The organism is Vibrio sp. 2132-1 (genome assembly GCF_033344315.1).
The window spans coordinates 103,745-121,295 of sequence record NZ_JAWPON010000006.1 but is presented as its reverse complement, the minus strand read 5'-3'; the positions used below and the strand labels follow the sequence as shown (position 1 = coordinate 121,295).

The 17,551-nt window shown below is 40.4% G+C and carries 14 protein-coding genes; 7 read left to right on the top strand and 7 right to left on the bottom strand.

Annotated features, from left to right (window positions below; genetic code table 11):
• Positions 1-344 precede the first annotated feature (344 nt).
• The 3 genes from R8N47_RS08195 to R8N47_RS08185 all read right to left on the bottom strand — a co-directional run bounded on the left by R8N47_RS08195 (position 345) and on the right by R8N47_RS08185 (position 5,742).
• Entirely contained in the window at positions 345-1,274 is a 930-nt protein-coding gene (locus R8N47_RS08195; RefSeq protein ID WP_064353962.1) for a LysR family transcriptional regulator, read from the bottom strand.
• 145 nt (positions 1,275-1,419) lie between these two features.
• The gene (locus tag R8N47_RS08190) at positions 1,420-4,560 is read right to left on the bottom strand and encodes an efflux RND transporter permease subunit (protein WP_064353961.1); all 3,141 of its coding nucleotides are present in this window, start codon (positions 4,558-4,560) and stop codon (positions 1,420-1,422) included.
• A gap of 12 nt (positions 4,561-4,572) precedes the next feature.
• Positions 4,573-5,742 carry an efflux RND transporter periplasmic adaptor subunit gene (locus R8N47_RS08185; RefSeq protein ID WP_064353960.1) on the bottom strand — a complete coding sequence of 390 codons (1,170 nt, stop codon included), beginning with the start codon at positions 5,740-5,742 and terminating at the stop codon, positions 4,573-4,575.
• A gap of 378 nt (positions 5,743-6,120) precedes the next feature.
• Between R8N47_RS08185 and R8N47_RS08180 the strand changes: the two genes are divergently transcribed.
• The gene (locus R8N47_RS08180; protein WP_017821684.1) at positions 6,121-7,044 is read left to right on the top strand and encodes a LysR family transcriptional regulator; all 924 of its coding nucleotides are present in this window, start codon (positions 6,121-6,123) and stop codon (positions 7,042-7,044) included.
• A gap of 140 nt (positions 7,045-7,184) precedes the next feature.
• Complete coding sequence (locus R8N47_RS08175) at positions 7,185-8,159, top strand: porin (protein WP_005377322.1); 975 nt, start codon at positions 7,185-7,187, stop codon at positions 8,157-8,159.
• A 603-nt stretch (positions 8,160-8,762) separates the two neighbouring features.
• Here the strand turns inward: R8N47_RS08175 and R8N47_RS08170 are convergent.
• Complete coding sequence (locus R8N47_RS08170; protein WP_005377323.1) at positions 8,763-9,107, bottom strand: DUF3316 domain-containing protein; 345 nt, start codon at positions 9,105-9,107, stop codon at positions 8,763-8,765.
• 461 nt (positions 9,108-9,568) lie between these two features.
• Between R8N47_RS08170 and R8N47_RS08165 the strand changes: the two genes are divergently transcribed.
• From R8N47_RS08165 to R8N47_RS08150, 4 genes are all read left to right on the top strand, one after another.
• Positions 9,569-10,357, top strand: a complete 789-nt coding sequence (locus tag R8N47_RS08165; protein ID WP_005377324.1) for a transporter substrate-binding domain-containing protein — start codon at positions 9,569-9,571, stop codon at positions 10,355-10,357.
• A 135-nt stretch (positions 10,358-10,492) separates the two neighbouring features.
• The gene (locus tag R8N47_RS08160) at positions 10,493-11,440 is read left to right on the top strand and encodes an amino acid ABC transporter permease (RefSeq protein WP_064353959.1); all 948 of its coding nucleotides are present in this window, start codon (positions 10,493-10,495) and stop codon (positions 11,438-11,440) included.
• Positions 11,441-11,454: 14 nt separating this feature from the next.
• On the top strand, positions 11,455-12,189 hold the full coding sequence (locus R8N47_RS08155; RefSeq protein ID WP_005377326.1) for an amino acid ABC transporter ATP-binding protein: 735 nt from the start codon (positions 11,455-11,457) through the stop codon (positions 12,187-12,189).
• A 277-nt stretch (positions 12,190-12,466) separates the two neighbouring features.
• Positions 12,467-13,369, top strand: coding sequence for a homocysteine S-methyltransferase family protein (locus R8N47_RS08150; RefSeq protein ID WP_064353958.1), 903 nt, complete (start codon positions 12,467-12,469; stop codon positions 13,367-13,369).
• A gap of 151 nt (positions 13,370-13,520) precedes the next feature.
• On the opposite strand, the gene R8N47_RS08145 is transcribed toward R8N47_RS08150, so the two are convergent.
• Positions 13,521-14,513 carry a zinc-binding dehydrogenase gene (locus tag R8N47_RS08145; protein ID WP_017635220.1) on the bottom strand — a complete coding sequence of 331 codons (993 nt, stop codon included), beginning with the start codon at positions 14,511-14,513 and terminating at the stop codon, positions 13,521-13,523.
• Positions 14,514-14,860: 347 nt separating this feature from the next.
• Here R8N47_RS08145 and R8N47_RS08140 point away from each other — a divergent pair, with 347 nt between their 5' ends.
• Positions 14,861-15,934: a permease gene (locus R8N47_RS08140; protein WP_250154852.1), complete on the top strand. Its 1,074-nt coding sequence runs from the start codon at positions 14,861-14,863 to the stop codon at positions 15,932-15,934.
• A 98-nt stretch (positions 15,935-16,032) separates the two neighbouring features.
• On the opposite strand, the gene R8N47_RS08135 is transcribed toward R8N47_RS08140, so the two are convergent.
• Together R8N47_RS08135 and R8N47_RS08130 are read right to left on the bottom strand one after the other, a co-directional pair.
• On the bottom strand, positions 16,033-16,794 hold the full coding sequence (locus R8N47_RS08135) for a transporter substrate-binding domain-containing protein (protein ID WP_005388903.1): 762 nt from the start codon (positions 16,792-16,794) through the stop codon (positions 16,033-16,035).
• A gap of 120 nt (positions 16,795-16,914) precedes the next feature.
• Positions 16,915-17,433, bottom strand: a complete 519-nt coding sequence (locus tag R8N47_RS08130; protein WP_005377333.1) for a cysteine hydrolase family protein — start codon at positions 17,431-17,433, stop codon at positions 16,915-16,917.
• Between the last annotated feature and the right edge of the window lie 118 nt (positions 17,434-17,551).

Sequence of the window (17,551 nt, the reverse complement as noted above, 5' to 3'; positions counted from 1 at the left end):
CATTTCTATAAGAGAGTTCTCCGATGTGCTTTTGTCCATTTGTACGCTAAAATAAATCGTTGCTAACGTGTAAATAACCAAAAAAATAAGATAAGATATTTTATATACTAACAAACTAGTGACCGAGGTGTGTTTTTCTTTAATATACATCGTAACTTGTATAGGTGATGGATTTGTTAGTATTATAAATCAAGAATGTTTTATATTTAGTGAATTAAGCGCCATTTAGAATGGAACTTAATTCACCTAACATTAAACTTCTATGAATCTTAAATTTTCCTGTTTTAACTTATTGATTTTATTTGATGTTTTATTATCTGTTAATTTTGGTTAAATAGAATCACCTAGCTTTTATTGAAATGCTTTTCCCATATTGGTGGTATGCCAATTTCTTCTTGAACGATATCAATGAATGCCCTAACCAATGGTGATTGCTGACGGTGTGAGTACATGGCATAAATATCACCAAAATCTTGAGTTTCATATTCTGGTAAAAGTTGAACTAAATTAGAAGACTCTAGGTTGTTAGGGAGCATAAATTGACCTATAAGTGCTGCGCCCAGACCTGACTTTACGCTTTCAATTATTAGCTCAGCTTCATTTACCATGTATGACCCTGATATTGGGTATGTATCTAAACCATCTGAGTTTGCTTTGTCGTAGAATTTAAGCTTATCGACAATAAAATTACCATTTGAATAAATAATAAAAGGTAGCTTAACTAACTCATCAGGCGTTTCTGGGTTACCATGTTTTTCAATTAAATTTCGAGAAGCAATGATTGCAGTCGTATTTTTTGCTAATTTTCTTGCTACCATTGATGAATCCCTCATAGGTCCGATTCGAAAAGCAATATCAAAATTACTTCTAATCACGTCTACATGAAGATCATCTAGCATTAGTTCAACACTTGCTTTTGGGTACTTATGTAAAAACTTCTCTATCGAAGGTTGTAGATAGAGTTTTCCAAATAATGTTGAGCTTGAAATTCGTACTTTCCCTGAAGGCTCAGTCTGAAAGTTCTCCGCTATTTGTTGAGTATCATCAAGGAGTTGAGATATTTGGTCTGCTTTTTCAACTATTTGCTTGCCGACTTGTGTTAATGAAAGAGAGCGAGTTGTTCTGTTTAATAGCCTAACGCCTAAGTGCTCTTCTAACTGCTTGATGTGTTTAGATAAAACAGAGCGGTCGATATTCATCCCATCTGCTGCTTTTGCAAAAGATCCAGCTTTAGAGACTTCTAAAAGCAGGTGTAGTTTATTTGCTAAATCCACAATGTTTATCCAGGTTAGATATTAGCGTATTAGTTTCATGTATAACTGCTGCTCTGTCTAGAAATTATTAATATACTTAATAACCAAAAGAAAAGGGAGCAATAGCTCCCTTTAGTATGAATATAAATGAGTATTTATATTATGGTTATAGTGTTTGACGTTTTTTGTTTCGACTCACTAACATGTAAAAAACAGGTGTGAGTAGTAATCCAAATACCGTTACGCCTACCATACCCGAGAATACGGCAATACCCATTGCTTGTCGCATTTCCGCTCCGGCCCCTGTACCAATCATTAATGGAATAACACCAGCGGTAAATGCAATTGATGTCATTAGAATCGGTCGAAGACGTAAACGACATGCTTCCAAAATCGCTGATAAGGTATCTTGGCCATTGTCTTTAAGTTCTTTAGCGAACTCCACCATCAAGATGGCATTTTTACACGCTAGAGCCACAAGGACAATCAAAGCAATTTGCGTGAATATATTGTTGTCACCACCAATGAACCAAACACCTGCTAGTGCAGAAAAAATGGTCATAGGAACGATCAAAATGATAGCGAATGGCAGTTTTAAACTCTCGTACTGCGAAGCTAGCACCATGAAAACTAACAAAACAACAAGTGGGAATATATACACCATCGTGTTACCAGCCAAAATCTGCTGGTAGGTTACATCAGTCCATTCATAAACCATTCCCTCTGCTAGGTTTTGATCCAGTACTTCCTCAATAGCCGTTTGGGCTTGGTCAGAGCTGTAACCAAAAGCAGGACTGCCGTTTAGTTCTGCACTAGGGTAGCCGTTATAGTGCATCACGCGGTCAGGCCCAATCGTGGGTATGATCTCCAGTACAGCGCCGAGAGGAACCATTTTTCCGGCAGCATTTCTTACTTTGTAATTAAGTATTTGGTCAGGTTCGAGACGATAGTTCATGTCTGCCTGGGCATTCACTTTGTATGTTCTACCAAACATATTGAAGTCATTGACGTATAATGATCCTAAATAAACTTGAAGCGCATCAAAAACCTGCTCTAGAGGAACACCTTGCAGCATCGCTTGTTCACGATCTATTTGGATGTCCATCTGCGGCACTTGTATGCGAAATGTAGAATATAATCCCATCAGCTCGGGTCTTGTTGATGCCTCACTTATTATCAAGTTCAATTGCTTGAAGAGCTCATCAAACCCTTTGTTCGCACGGTCTTCGATTTGAAGTTTAAAGCCGCCAGTAGAGCCAAGTCCTTGGATTGGTGGTGGTGGAAAAATCGCAACGAAGGCTTCATCAATGATTGAAAAGCTCTTATTCAAAGATGCAACAATCGCATTTGCTCCGAGAGTTGGATCATTTCGTTTATCGAAGTCCTCAAGCGTAACAAAAACGATGCCACTATTCGGACTGTTAGTAAAACCATTGACCGATAAGCCTGGGAAAGAAATGGTTTGTGCTACGCCAGGTGTTGCCAGCGCGAGGTTTTCCATTTCTTTAATAACGGACTCTGTTCGATCTAAACTTGCTGCATCTGGAAGTTGGGCGATCGCAACTAAATACTGCTTATCTTGTTGAGGAATGAATCCTCCAGGAACCGCTTTGAATAGAGAAACCGTTCCCCCGAGTAACGCAATGTATACCACCACCACAACAAGGCTAAAACGAATCAGCTTCTTGACCAGAACTTGATATTGGTTCGAGCTATACTCAAAAATTCTATTGAATGGCGCAAAAACATACTTACCAAAAACCGCATCCAAGAGCTTGGTTAGCCGATCGGGTTTTGCGTTCTTATCTTGTAATAGCAGTGCTGATAAAGCAGGCGATAACGTCAACGAGTTAATTGCTGAAATAATCGTCGAGATCGTAATTGTTAGTGCGAACTGCTTATAAAACTGACCGGATAACCCTGTAATAAAGGTCGTCGGGATGAACACCGCACATAACACTAAAGCAATTGCAATAATTGGCCCGGTAACTTCGGTCATTGCTTGTTTCGTTGCTTCTAGCGGTGCAAGACCATTATGGATGTTCCGTTCCACGTTTTCGACGACGACAATGGCGTCATCGACGACGATGCCTATGGCGAGAACAAGTCCAAACAACGAAAGCGTGTTAATCGATACTCCGAGCATTTGCATTACGGCGAACGTACCGATTAATGAAACAGGCACCGCAATGATAGGGATGATAGACGCGCGCCATGTTTGCAAAAACAAAATGACTACAACAACAACTAGTACAATTGCCTCTAGCAGAGTATGAACCACTGCGTCTATCGATCCACGAACAAAGACGGTCGGGTCGTAGGCTATTTCATATGAAACTCCAGCTGGAAAGGCTGCTTGTAAACGGTCCATGGTTGAGCGAACCTGATTAGATAGCTCAATAGCATTAGCACCAGGGCGCTGGAATACGGGCATCGCCACCGCTGGTTTACCATTTAACAAGGCGCGCAGTGCATAAGAGTTTTGACCTAGCTCTACGCGTGCAACGTCTTTAAGACGTGTCAAAGCCCCTGTTTCGTCAACTTTTACTACAATGTCGTTGAATTCATCAATATTCTCCAAACGGCCCTTTACGTTCAACAAAACTTGGAATTGGTTTTCATTAGCGGCTGGTTGCGCACCTAATGAGCCTGCTGCCACCTGTTGGTTTTGAGATCGGACGGCGGAGACAACGTCCATTACGGTTAGATTTCTAGAAGCGAGCTCATCTGGATTTAACCACAAGCGCATTGAGTACTCGTCACCACCGAAAAGGCGCACATCACCAACGCCTCCGAGCCGAGCTATCTCATCTTTCAAGTTTAAATTAGCGTAGTTAGCTAAATAACTGACTTCACGGCTAGAATCTGGAGAATATATATGCACAACCATAGTGAGATCAGGAGAGGCTTTTTCGGCAACAACTCCTAACCGTTGGACGGCTTCTGGTAATCGGGGCAAAGCTGTAGTGACGCGGTTTTGAATTTGAACCTGAGCTTTGTCCAAGTCCGTACCTAAAGCAAAGGTTACGGTCAATGTCATTCTGCCGTCACTGGTTGCCTGCGAAAACATATATAACATGTTTTCTGTACCATTAATTTCTTGCTCCAGAGGCGTAGCAACTGTTTCTGCGATTACTTTTGGGTTCGCACCAGGATAGTTTGCTGTAACTACTACTGTAGGAGGGACAACCTCTGGATATTCACTCACAGGCAACTGTAAAAGTGAAATTGCGCCTACTATTAATATCAATAGCGATAACATAGAGGCAAATATGGGTCTTTGAATAAAAAAGTGTGCAAATTTCATTCGGTTGTCTTCTTAGTCTTGAGCTAAACGTTTATTTGGCAACGATGTTGAGTTTGAAGCCATAATCAATGAGGTGTTGCTAATATCTAGCGTGACATTTTTTGGTGTGATTTTGCTATTTGGGCCAACTTTTGCTGGGCCATTTACCGCAATAATTGAGTCGGCGTTCAAGCCATTCTCGATGGCACGAAATGTTCCGTAACGTTCGCCTAAGGTTACGATGCTGTATTGCAACGTATTCTCTTCATTGAGTGTTAATACAAAGCGGTTTTCTAGATCTGTGCCAATAGAACGCTCTGGAACGAGAACTCGTTCAACTGGTTTGGTTGTTGATATCTGAACTCGGCCAAACGATCCCACTTTTAAGTTTGATTTTGTTGCATCGAATACCGCTCGAACCTGCAAAGTACCGGTGTTTTCGTTGATGGAGTTGTCGACAAAGTCAACGCGTCCAAAAAATTCCTGCCCATTTTGTCCAGATAGTTCAAGACGAGTAGGTAAGTTAGAGTCGGCATTGATTGTCGAGAAGTAACGGTTCCAAGTTCGCTCATCGACATCAAAGTATGCATATACCTGATCGTTAGAGACAATGTTTGATATAACGCTTTGATTTGCGTTTACATTGTTTCCTTTAGTAATGAATGCTCTTGAAATAGTGCCGCTAATAGGGGCATATATCTTCGTAAACTCAAGATCTAACTTTGCGGATTCTAACTGAGCACGCAAAGCCATTAGTTCTGCAGAGCGTTGTTTTACTGCGGTATCTCGGGCCTCTGCTTGTTCCGCTGAGATGGCTTTTCGCTTAACCAGTTGAGCGGCTCTCTTTTGTTCGTTTGCTGCTTGCTCTAGCGCAGCTCGAGCACTCTTAACTTGTGCTTCAAGTCGTGAGACCTGAGCTTTGAAGGTTCGATCATCAAGAGTGACGAGTAAGTCGCCTTTGTTGACACTCTGTCCGTCTTTGAACTCTACTGTTTCAATAACTCCGGAAACGCGTGGCATTAAAGAAACTTTCTCTGGGGCTTGAAGCCTTGTTGTAAAGGTGAACCACGATTGAACGGGCTCATAGATGACTTTGGAGACGTCTATCGTAGGTAAGGGAGTATTAGGTTGCTTGGTTATCTCTTCGTCTGCACAAGCAGCTAAAACGGATAAAAGGCCAATGCCGAAAACTTTCTTTAACATTTGTCTCGCCCTAAATGATTCTGTTCATACTAAAAGGAACGGCATTGTATTCATTGTACCTATGGGTAAATAGGCCCTCAGCGAACATAGAGTAGTGATAAAAATGCACGATTAAATATTGGTCAAAATGCTCATTTTTTGGTTTGAAAAAGGTCAGTTTAGGGTTTTAAAGACGTGGAGTATTGTTAAATGTAATAAGCCATAATACATAGGAATAACTAAACAGAAGCTAAAGATAGCGACGAAAATTAAAGCGTTTTTAATTCGTGCATTATTTGCAATTCACTGATGCAATTTGAACCATAAAAAATTGAAATTAATTTTGTAAAATCCATTTCCCATCACATAAAGAATAAAAACTAAATAAGGAATTGTGCAGTGGATCTCGCAAGCCAACTTGAATTACTACTGGATGTCTCTGAATACGGAACTTTTGCTAAAGCTGCTGACAGAAATCATATAGATCGTTCAGCTTTGTCAAAACAGATCAAAAAGCTAGAGGATGAATTAGGCTTACGGCTGTTAAACCGTTCCACACGTTCGCTATCCCTGACCAATGCAGGTGTTGAGATGGTGGCGCAAGCTAAGAAAGTAAGAGAGGTTCTAACTGAAACTCGTAGTATTGCTGCTACATTTCAGGATGAACCGAAAGGTAATCTGAAAATATCAAGCTCCACTTTCTTTGGCAGAGCATACTTAAATCAGGCAGTTAAAGAGTTTATAAAACAGTACCCAAACATTACTGTAGAGCTGCTGCTCGATGATAATCGAGTCGATGTTATCCACGAAGGTTTTGATGTTGTGTTTCGTATCGGACCAATCCGAGAGTCCAACATGATAGTACGTAAGTTGGCAAGTAATAATATGGCACTGGTTGCATCGAAGAGTTTTATTGACAAGTATGGAACCCCGAGCTCTCCAGAAGAGCTTATAAAAATGCCAGCAGTAATATACTCGAATGCTAACTTTAAGGCGGATAAGCTACGTATAGCGCCAAGCCAGTCATCAAGCGACGTTAGAACGTATAATATCAATGGGCAGTACTTCGTGAATGAAACTGAGTTAATGCTCGATGCCGTAAAATCTGATCTAGGGTATGCTTTAATTGGGCAGTTCTTTCTTCAGGAGAGTTTGAGTAAACAAGATCTTGTACAGTTGCTTCCTGATTATAATCTTCCCGCAATAGGGGAAATATATGCAATGTATACTCACCGAAATCAACAACCATTAGCCAAACTGTTCATTGATACTGTTCAAAAAATAATAGGAACGCCTCCTGTTTGGATGGATTATCTCGACTAATATGAGTACTAGGACATAATGTTTTAGATTGAGAGCTTGTTTATATTTATCCATAGAATATGGTTGAATTTGCACTTTAAAAATAATTGCCACTGTTCATAATTTCACTCGATTCAAACAACACAAGTAGTGGTAATTAAATGAAAATGACAAGAACGTCGATCGCAATCGCAGCACTTTTCTCTGCAAGTGCTGCAAATTCAGCCGTAGTTTATGAAGATCAAGAATCAGTATTAAATATTCATGGCCGAGCGCAAGGGATGTATTATTTCTCTGATGATAAAAATGCTGACGGAGATAATAGCTACATTCGTGTAGGACTTTCAGGTGAGTCTAAAATAAATGAAGATCTTTATGCATTCGGCTTATATGAGTTGGAATTTAAGTCTAATCGCAGAGATGCTGATGGGATTGAAGATGATGAATTTGATATCCGAAAAGGCTATGTAGGCGTTGGTGCAGATTACGGAACAGTAAGTTATGGACGTCAATACGGTGCGGTCACTTTAGTATCTGACTACACGGATATTTTCCCGGAGTTTGGTAATGAAGCTGCTGGCGTAAGTGCGGATCTATATGGTACCGGTCGCTCCGATTCAGTATTTAAGCTAACGACAAGCTATGAAGGTTTGAATATTCATGTTAGCTATCAGGCTGAAAACGATGAAGTGTCAACAGATGCAGCCTCTTATGGTGCGGCGGCGGACTACAAGTTGCCATATGGCTTCAAAGTTGCGCTTGGTTACAACGAAGGTGAAGGGCAATCGGGTGCAGAAGATGCAGAGCTGCTAACGGGTGCTATTGCATTTGAATACGACAAGTTTTATGCCTCTGTTTTATACAGTGATGGTGAAAACTGGGCTAAAGATGGTTCTGAAAGTAATATTGATTACACCGGTATTGAAGCAGTTGCCACTTATGAAGTAACAGATAAGCTTTGGGCACTAGTTGGCTATAACAATCTAGAGCGTGATGATGAAGATGTCGTCGATTACTACTCACTAGGTGCAGAGTACGATTTGACTTCTAATTTTAAAGCACTAGCAGAATACAGAATTACAGATGTAGACAATGAAGACGATATTCTTGCAATAGCTGCGAGATATTCATTCTAAAAAATTAATAAATATAAAAAGCCTGAAACTATTTTCAGGCTTTTTATTTATCGGTGTAATTTTATAAGTGCTGATTTTCATCCATATATAATGGATTATATTGATCGTTACTTGTTAAAGTGTTTTGGATATAATTGTTTTGTTAGCTAGTCCACTGCTAGTTTTCATTTTCATATTTTTTGAATGATGATTTTTTTCTTTGGCAACAAGAAGTATCTTGTTGCCTTTTTTTACGTCTTATGGTTAATTAAAACAAAAAGAGTTTTTTTATATATTGCTATAAACGAGAAAAATATAACGAAAATTGTCAATCTTAGGTTGAGTTAATCTTCATAAAAAAGTGAACTCAATTTCAAGGGTCTTTTTCATTTAAGTGATGTGGAATCCATATGGCGAACCAAGTGAATGATAAAGCGCCAAACGACGAAATGTATCTCAATGAAGATTGGAAAAATTATTTTTATGTAAACGATAGAGGTAGGGATTGATACTGTTTATGTAAGGAGAGAGCGATTTATGAAAAGCCGTCGTTTCAATATGATTAGACACCTTTACTTTCTTAAAATAGGAAGGGCTCTAAGAAAGTAAAGGTGCAGATGATTTTTAGTTTTTACCGCCGTCACTTGTTCTGAAGTGATAATCGAAGTTTATGATTGCACGATATTTAACTTCATCACGGTTAAGTGCGTATTCTTCAACTCTCACCTTACTATCATCGATTGCAATATCACGAGGGAAACCGCTTCCAATGATGTTTAGACGATTTCTAAGTTCATGTTTTGATAGCGTTTGGTATTCATCGACAAGATCAAACGCAGAGCTATAAGCGGCATCTTTTGTCGTAAAGTCATTGAGAACAACTTTGTTTGTAGAGTGTTCGACATGAATACCAGCAGTAGCAGATAAACTGAATAATAATAGTGATGAGAGCGTCATTAGTTTTTTCATATAGTCACCTTTTTATTTGTATTACAAAGTCAAGATGTCCAACGAATCCTTGTTAATATCTCTCGACAAAGGTGATAGTGCCACTATAGAAATGTGCTGTACATCACATTTGTGACCATTGACTATGGAAGAATTGTCAACAATAAAACTCAAGCACTTTTGACATTACGGTCAATGTGAAAAAGCGAATATCTGTATGGTTTCGTTAATAATTAAACCACTCTCGGAAACGCTGACTATTCAGTCAAAGCGTATGTTTCTTGTCGTTATAGTGACCTGCCTACAACTTAATCACTTAATGCATGCAATTCAATTGCAATGGCTTGGTATAGATTTTCATTCAGATCTTCCAGCTTAGTAACGATCCTACAAATTCTAGTGATTAAAAAGTCATTTTTTGTGGTTTTTTATTCTATTGTCGTGTATAAAAAAACTTTACAACAAATGATAAAGGAATATCCATGAAAAAGTTATTGTGTTTTGCTGCACTGGGGTTAGCTGTTTCGACGACGGTTAATGCAGACCCAATTTTAGACGACATCAAAAGTACAGGGGAGCTAAAAGTCTGCTTTGATTCTGGGTATATGCCTTTTGAAATGACAGCAAAAAATGGGCAGTACATTGGGTTTGATATCGATTTGGGTAAGCAAATGGCGCGTGCCATGGATGTTAAGTTTGTGCCGGTAAACACTTCATGGGATGGCATTATCCCAACACTGTTGACTGGTAAGTGTCACATGATTATGGGCGGGATGACTATCACACCTATGCGAAATACTCAGGTGAATTTCGCTGATCCCTATGTGGTTATTGGTCAATCCATTCTCGTAGATCTCAAACATGAAGGTAAAGTGTCTAGTTACCGTGATCTCAATAGTCCAGAATATGTTGTTGCAACTAAGCTTGGGACAACGGGTGAGCAAGCGGTAAAACGATACCTTCCGAAAGCTAAGATAAATCTATACGAAACTCAGTCTGAAGCGGTACTTGAGGTTGCCAACGGAAAGGTAGATGCGTTTGTTTATGACTTTCCTTACAACTCTATTTATGTGGCGGAAAACAAAGGGCAGTTAATGCACTTGGCTAAACCGTTTACTTACGAGCCTTTGGGTTGGGCTGTGCCGCAAGGAAATCCAGATACGCTTAACTTCTTAAACAACTATTTACGTCAAATTAAGGGCGATGGAACTTACGATCGCATTTACGATAAGTGGTTTAACGACGATAAATGGTTAAAGCAAGTTAAGTAATCATTTTGTTATTGTAGAGGAGCGGCTAGCTTCTGGCTCGGTTCATCGCCAACCAAACGGTTCGCGCTGTGAAGCTAACGCTTTTCTTTATTCAAATACCCAACCAACTTTAATCAAAGTCATTCTCGGAATCACATGCAAAATAACTTTAAATCCCTATTGTGGAACGCTGTTTTTGTTCTTGTTTTGCTATCAATTTGCGGTCTTGTCTATCTGTCAGGTAAGCGAATCGATTACAGCTGGAATTGGGAGCGTGTCCTTCCTTATATTGCCACTAACGCTGCTTCATCCATTACCGCGCCTGTCGATGGGAACATCATTCTCGACGAGAATAACCAACTGGCTCTGGAGAATATTCATGGTGATATTGTTCTTGAACTAAGCCAATATAAGTCTGTCGACGTCTATGAAGGCGATCTTATTTTTGAAGGAGATACCTTAGCAACTATAAAAGAGTGGCGCTCTGGCCCAATTTTAGATGGTGTTGTGACGACCATTAAAATCTCGCTCTGGTCACTTATCATTGCTCTAGCGTTGGGCTTAGTTGTTGGACTAATGCGCATATCCAGCAATCCGGCATTAAAAAAGCTGGCGCTTGTGTATGTCGAGGTCATTCGTGGAACGCCTCTTTTAGTACAGATTTTTATCGTTTACTTCTTTATTGGTACTGTGCTTGACCTTGAGCGTTTTACTGCGGGAGTGATAGCGCTCTCCGTGTTTACCGCCGCTTATGTCGCAGAAATTGTGCGGTCAGGAATCCAGTCAATCCCAAGAGGACAAATGGAAGCGGCGCGTTCACTAGGAATGAATTATCCCAAAGCGATGATTTATGTCATTTTACCTCAAGCGTTTAAGCAGACATTACCTCCCTTAGCCGGGCAGTTTATCAACCTGATAAAAGATTCCTCACTCGTCTCCGTGATCTCGATTACTGATCTGACAAAAGCGGGCAGGGAAGTCGTAAGTGGTAGTTTTGCCCCATTTGAAGTTTGGTTTACCGTTGCGGCCCTTTATTTGCTTCTGACTAGTACCTTATCTTGGGCAATACAAACGTTAGAAAAGAAATTGGCAGCAAGTGATTAATGGTGGAGTCATTAATGGAATACATTATTTCAGCAAAAACAATTAATAAAATTTACCCTAATGGCTGCCATGCGCTCAAGGACGTATCGGTAAATGTAGAAAAAGGGGAAGTGATTGTCATCGTAGGACCGTCAGGTTCTGGTAAGTCAACATTCTTACGGACGATCAATCAATTAGAGACAATAAATAGTGGGTCTATAATCGTAGATGGTATCGATATGTACCACAAATCTACGGATATCAATAAACTACGCGCTGATGTGGGCATGGTATTTCAAGGCTTCAACCTTTTTCCACATAAAACGGCGATAGAGAACGTCATGTTGGCACCTTTAAAGGTTTCTAAACGTGACCCTGAATCGGTGAAGAAAGAAGCAAAAGATTTGCTTTATAAAGTTGGTCTGTCGGAGAGAATGGATAATTATCCTAATCATTTATCAGGCGGACAGCAGCAGCGCGTCGCAATCGCTCGTGCGTTAGCAATGAAGCCCAACATTATGTTGTTTGATGAACCCACATCAGCACTAGACCCTGAAATGGTTGGAGAAGTTCTTGATGTGATGAAAGATTTGGCCAAGGACGGAATGACCATGGTCGTGGTTACTCATGAAATGGGTTTCGCAAAAGAGGTCGCTGATAGGGTGTTGTTTATGGAAGATGGTGAGCTTTTGGTTTCTGACTCTCCTGAGCGATTTTTTGATAACCCCTCCAATCCTAGATTACAGAAGTTTTTATCTAAGGTCTTATAATAAAAAGAAAATTTGATTGAGGGTTAGTCCCTCAATCACTTCATGCACTATTGTGGCTCGTAACGCCCGCATTCGCCGAGAGACATAGATAATGGGCTTTTTACTCGAAGTTAATGGGGATAACATTATCTTGGTCCGAATGAAAGGTCTGGTAAATACTAGAGTGTTTAATCAGCCATTAAGTTTTTGTTCACTTTAAACATAACAATTTCATTTTGAATTGATAAAAATTGTGTTTGAATAGAGCTTATGGATGTTTGGCGGTATGGATGTCTAAATGAAGAAAGTAACAATTTTAGATGGTGGCATGGGGCGAGAGTTAAAACGTATCGGCGCCCCTTTTTCTCAGCCGCTTTGGAGTGCACAAGCGCTAATTGAATCACCACAATATGTAAAAATGGCACATGAGAATTTCATAGACGCTGGCGCAGAGATTATCACTGTCAACAGTTATGCATGTGTTCCATTTCACTTAGGCGAGGAACTCTATGCAAAACGGGGGACTGAGTTAGCAAAATCTGCAGCCAAAATTGCAAGAGATGTAGTCACCAGCTCTAACGATAGAGTGCTCGTTGCGGGTTCTCTTCCTCCTGTAATGGGGTCTTACAGGCCTGAATTATTCGAGCCGAAAAGGGCACTGGAAGTGGCTTCTGAGTTATTTGAAGCTCAAGATCAATATGTTGATATTTGGTTAGCTGAGACCGTGTCTAGCCTCGCTGAAGTTGAAGTTCTATCAATAATTTTAGCCAAAACAGATAAGCCCAATTATCTTGCTTTCACCTTAATGGATGAGCCTAACTCTTTGGCTCGCCTTCGTTCAGGGGAATCTCTTAAAGTCGCGGTTAATACGCTGTTGAAAACAAATGTTTCAGGTATCTTTTTCAATTGCTCTATTCCTGAAGTTGTCGAGCAAGCGATCATAGATACACAAGCAGTATTGAGTGAGTCAGGTAGAGAATTGACGATAGGTGTTTTCGCAAATAGCTTTGCTCCGATAAAGCAAGCGCACCAAGCCAACGAGACCATTCAGGAAGTTCGTCATTTCTCTCCGACTGAATATCTTGAGTATGCTAAAAAGTGGCATGCGCAGGGAGCAAGCATTATTGGTGGTTGCTGTGGGATTGAACCACGTCATATTAAATTGCTAGCGACTTGGAGAGACACTCTCGAAAACGCCTAATTTTGGTGAAGCGCAGGGAAGTATGACAAGAGATTTTGTTTTTTATTCATCGTTATAGATAAAATAAAGGCCTTTCATATCTGGCAAAGTAACAAGATGCTTTAACTTGCTCATTCATTACCTTGCCAGTTTGCCTCGAGATTTTTATTAATTATTTTTGGTTCAGATTAACGACAATCTTTCCAACTGTTCTCTGATTTCGCATGTCCAAGAGTGCGTTACCTACATCTTCTAAGCCGATGATCTTCAGTTTCGGTACTTCCAATTCTCCATTTTCTAATAGCTCAGACACTTCCTTTCCGGCATTAACGATACTTGCAAACCCTCTCTCGCCAAAGACATGACCAGAGCCCAAACTTATTTGGTGGAAGCCCAAGCCTTTTAAGAAGGCATCTGGATATTGAGAAGGGTCGACAGTCTTGACGAGCTCCACCATTTCGCCCTCAAAGGTTAACACCGAGGCTGCAATTCGGTCGTTATCACCGCCTACACAATCGAGTGCAACCTCAACGCCATGATTTCCGGTAATGTCCATTACTCGCTGAACTACATCTTCATGATGATAATCAATCATATGGGTTGCTCCTAACGAGGACAAATATGCGTGATTAGCTTCTGAACTAGTAGCAATGATCTGTTCAACACCAAATGTCTTTGCTAACTGAATAGCAAAGCTTCCAACGCCGCCAGCACCTCCGGCGATAAAAATGCTGCTTCGATTTGAAATATCGAGCTTGTCTACCAAAGCGCGATATGCGGTCCAGGCTGCGCAAGGTGTAGATGCTGCCACTTCAACCGGAACCTGAGGGTGCTTTATGAGCGTTCTTGAATCATGGATAGCAAATTCAGCGAATCCTCCGTGATGGCGTCTCATGTTTCCGTGATACAACACTTTATCGCCAACCTTCCAATCAACGACCGCATCGCCTACAGATACTATTTCTCCTGATACGTCTAACCCGCCAACAAAATTGTTATCCATGTTAGTGACCATGTCTGACCAATAATGAATTTTTGCATCGACAGGGTTCAAACCAACAGCGTTAACTTTAACCAATACATCAAATTGGGTTTCTAGTTTTGGTGTAGGTAATTCGGATAAAGAGAAAGTATCGTTATCTCGTTGGTAAGTTATCGCTCTCATAGGTTTTCCTTATTATTAAGAATGGTCGAAAGTCATACTAACTCAGAGGGTGCTGCTGAAATAATTATGGTTTTTTCTTATTTTGATAATTCTAGGTTATGTTTGATAAAAAGGATTCGAGATGCTCTGAAATTATCATCGACAACCAGTCTGCATAGCTAACGACATGTAACTTTATGATAAGTATTGACTAGTTTTATTATTCCATTTTTATGGAAATATTTTGTTGATCTTTTGTTTTGTGATTCTATAATTCCAGAAATATCGAAATAAAGACTTGTCTATCAGGTAAGCTTGTTAGCGAAAAAATGACGAGGAGAGTAAATGTGAATACAGAAATTATAACTATGGCTAAAGAAGCGCTGGATATGTTTGCGTTTCTAGCAACCGAACTTATCATCTTATTTCTGGCAATTAGCTACATTGTCGGTGTGTTGCAAGATTTTCTAACACCAGAAAAAATTCAATCTATTCTTAGCTCGAAAAAGGGTAAAGGTTATTTCATTGCTGCGTTGCTAGGTTCGATTACGCCTTTCTGTTCGTGTTCGACCATTCCTTTCTTAAAAGGCTTGTTGCGTGCAAGAGCAGGTTTTGGACCTATGATGGTGTTCCTATTTGCAAGCCCGTTGCTTAACCCAGTGATTATTGGCTTGTTTGTGGTGACTTTTGGTTGGAAAGTTGCGGTATTTTACTTTGCTATTGCGATGTCAGTATCAGTGGTAGCAGGCTATGTACTTGAAAAACTAGGGTTTGAACGTTACGTCAAACCAGAAGCATATCAAGCGGTAGGTTCTTCTTCGTGCGGTACTTCTTGTGGCGATTCAAGCAAGAAAAAAGAAGAAGCGAGGCCAGTATCAAGCTGTAGTACCAGCGCCTGCAATGAACCTACGCCAGTTGCGGCGAAAACATCTTGTTGTGGTGATGCACCAAAACCTGAACCTAAAGTGGAAGTGTCTTGCTGTTCATCTGGCGGTAGTGCAACAGCGACAGTCGTGGAAGAGAAAGAGCCTAGCCGCTGGGTACGTATTTGGCAATCAACTTGGAAAGACTTTAAGCAAGTGTTCCCTTATCTCATGATGGGGATTGCGATTGGTTCATTTATCTATGGCTTCATCCCGACGGAGTTCATTGCGGAGTTCGCTGGTGAAGCGAAGTGGTACGCGATTCCGGTCGCAGCAATCATTGGTATTCCATTGTACATCCGTGCAGAGGCGGTCATTCCACTTAGCGCGGCACTAGTACAAAAAGGTATGGCTCTTGGGTCTGTTATGGCGCTTATTATTGGTAGTGCTGGCGCAAGTCTTACAGAAGTGATTTTGTTGAAATCAATTTTTAAGAACCAGATGATTGCTGCCTTCCTAATCGTTATCTTAACGATGGCCATGGGAGCGGGTTACTTATATAGCTGGGCTTTTTTATAAAAATAACCCTCGGGCGATTGCTCGAGGGCTTTGTTTTTGTTGCCATATAGGGAAAGGGAAGTTTCCTATACCGCGCAGGCTATAAAAAGATAAAGAGGTTACTCGTAAATACTATAGGAGAAATACTTGCTGGCGATGGTTTTATGCTTACCGCTCTGGATCAATTTTTGTATTCCGCTATCGAGTAATGCTTTTAATTCTTTGTCTTGTTTTCTCACTGCTACGCCAATGCCACGGCCGAACCACTTTTCCTCTGTAAACGCTGGTCCAGTAAAGTGATAGCCTTCACCTTGTGCAGTTTCAAGAAAACCAGCACTTAAACCGATTGAGCCGCCAAATACAGCATCTAACCGTCCATTGAGTAGATCAGTAAATGCCTCATCGAACGTACCATAACGACGAATATCAATATCTGGATACAAGGCAGAAAGGTACTTATCACCAATTGTGGCTCTTTGAACTCCAATAGATAAACGATTTAGGCTGCCGTCATCCATGTTGATTTCTCTATCATTTTTCATTACAAAACGAGTCGGTACTTTTGCATAAGGGACGGTGAAATCGACTTTCTTTTCTCGTTCTTCTGTGATTGTCATTGCAGCAATAATCGCATCGTTCTTGCGACTAAGGAGAGAAGGGATGATGCCATCCCAATCCATTTTTGAGATAACGCACTTTACTTCTAACTCTTTGCATAACGCGTTAGCGAGGTCGACTTCAAACCCTTCTAGCTTTCCCTCTTTTGTCGTCCAGCTAAATGGAGGGTAAGCCCCTTCAACAGTGAAGCGAATTTGTTTCCACTCTTTCGCATGGCTGAAAACTGAAAATAAGCTAATAAACAATACGACTATCCATTTCATAAACGTTTCCTTGTAACTATTTGGAAACCAATGTTTAACACAAAGTAAGCAAATATCAATGAAAGTGCATATATGTGTGACCTTTCGCCCGCATTGTGTGAGCGAAAGGTTTTGCGTGTATTACAGCTTATCTTCAATAGTTACGAGGGGAACTCTCGTTGAGACAGCGTGAAGTGCAATGTTGTGAATCATTTCATCGACCGTGGTACAGCTATCCATTAAGATCGAAACATCATACTTGTCCGCAGATTTTGAGATAGCAGTATGTGTCACGCAGTTTTGTGTCATCATTCCGCATACAAGTAACTCCGTTACATTTTTGCTTGCCAATACTTCTTCTAAACGTGTTCCTTCAAAGCTATCTGCGAAGTGCTTTACCACGATTTCGGAATTCGGCGCTAAAGCAAGAACTTCTGGGTGAATATTGGCACCGTCGCTGCCTTCATTGAAGAATGGGGCAATACCCATGGCAGGGTCGGCAATATGCTGAATATGAATCACAGGAATGTTTTGCTCATTGGCTTTAGTTATTGCTCTCTTAACATTGTCTAAAGTCGATTCTGTATTCCATAAAGGAAACTTTCCTTCCGGGAAATAGTCGTTTTGCAAATCAATTACAAGTAGGGCTTTTTGAGTCATTTTATTTTCCTTTTATTGAGGATCATTGCGGTACGAATAATATAAAGACTTTTAGCCACCTTCTTTAGAGTCTAAAATGACACAAAAGAGTCAAAAAGCGACACTTGAAGATAATTGA

What these genes read in the sequence shown, in the direction of transcription:
- R8N47_RS08165 (WP_005377324.1), top strand. Translation starts at nt 9,569, where the DNA reads ATGAAAAAGTTATTGTGTTTTGCTGCACTGGGGTTAGCTGTTTCGACG.
- R8N47_RS08145 (WP_017635220.1), bottom strand. Translation starts at nt 14,513, where the DNA reads ATGAGAGCGATAACTTACCAACGAGATAACGATACTTTCTCTTTATCC.
- R8N47_RS08190 (WP_064353961.1), bottom strand. Translation starts at nt 4,560, where the DNA reads ATGAAATTTGCACACTTTTTTATTCAAAGACCCATATTTGCCTCTATG.
- R8N47_RS08135 (WP_005388903.1), bottom strand. Translation starts at nt 16,794, where the DNA reads ATGAAATGGATAGTCGTATTGTTTATTAGCTTATTTTCAGTTTTCAGC.
- R8N47_RS08185 (WP_064353960.1), bottom strand. Translation starts at nt 5,742, where the DNA reads ATGTTAAAGAAAGTTTTCGGCATTGGCCTTTTATCCGTTTTAGCTGCT.
- R8N47_RS08155 (WP_005377326.1), top strand. Translation starts at nt 11,455, where the DNA reads ATGGAATACATTATTTCAGCAAAAACAATTAATAAAATTTACCCTAAT.
- R8N47_RS08130 (WP_005377333.1), bottom strand. Translation starts at nt 17,433, where the DNA reads ATGACTCAAAAAGCCCTACTTGTAATTGATTTGCAAAACGACTATTTC.
- R8N47_RS08170 (WP_005377323.1), bottom strand. Translation starts at nt 9,107, where the DNA reads ATGAAAAAACTAATGACGCTCTCATCACTATTATTATTCAGTTTATCT.
- R8N47_RS08140 (WP_250154852.1), top strand. Translation starts at nt 14,861, where the DNA reads ATGGCTAAAGAAGCGCTGGATATGTTTGCGTTTCTAGCAACCGAACTT.
- R8N47_RS08175 (WP_005377322.1), top strand. Translation starts at nt 7,185, where the DNA reads ATGAAAATGACAAGAACGTCGATCGCAATCGCAGCACTTTTCTCTGCA.
- R8N47_RS08150 (WP_064353958.1), top strand. Translation starts at nt 12,467, where the DNA reads ATGAAGAAAGTAACAATTTTAGATGGTGGCATGGGGCGAGAGTTAAAA.
- R8N47_RS08160 (WP_064353959.1), top strand. Translation starts at nt 10,493, where the DNA reads ATGCAAAATAACTTTAAATCCCTATTGTGGAACGCTGTTTTTGTTCTT.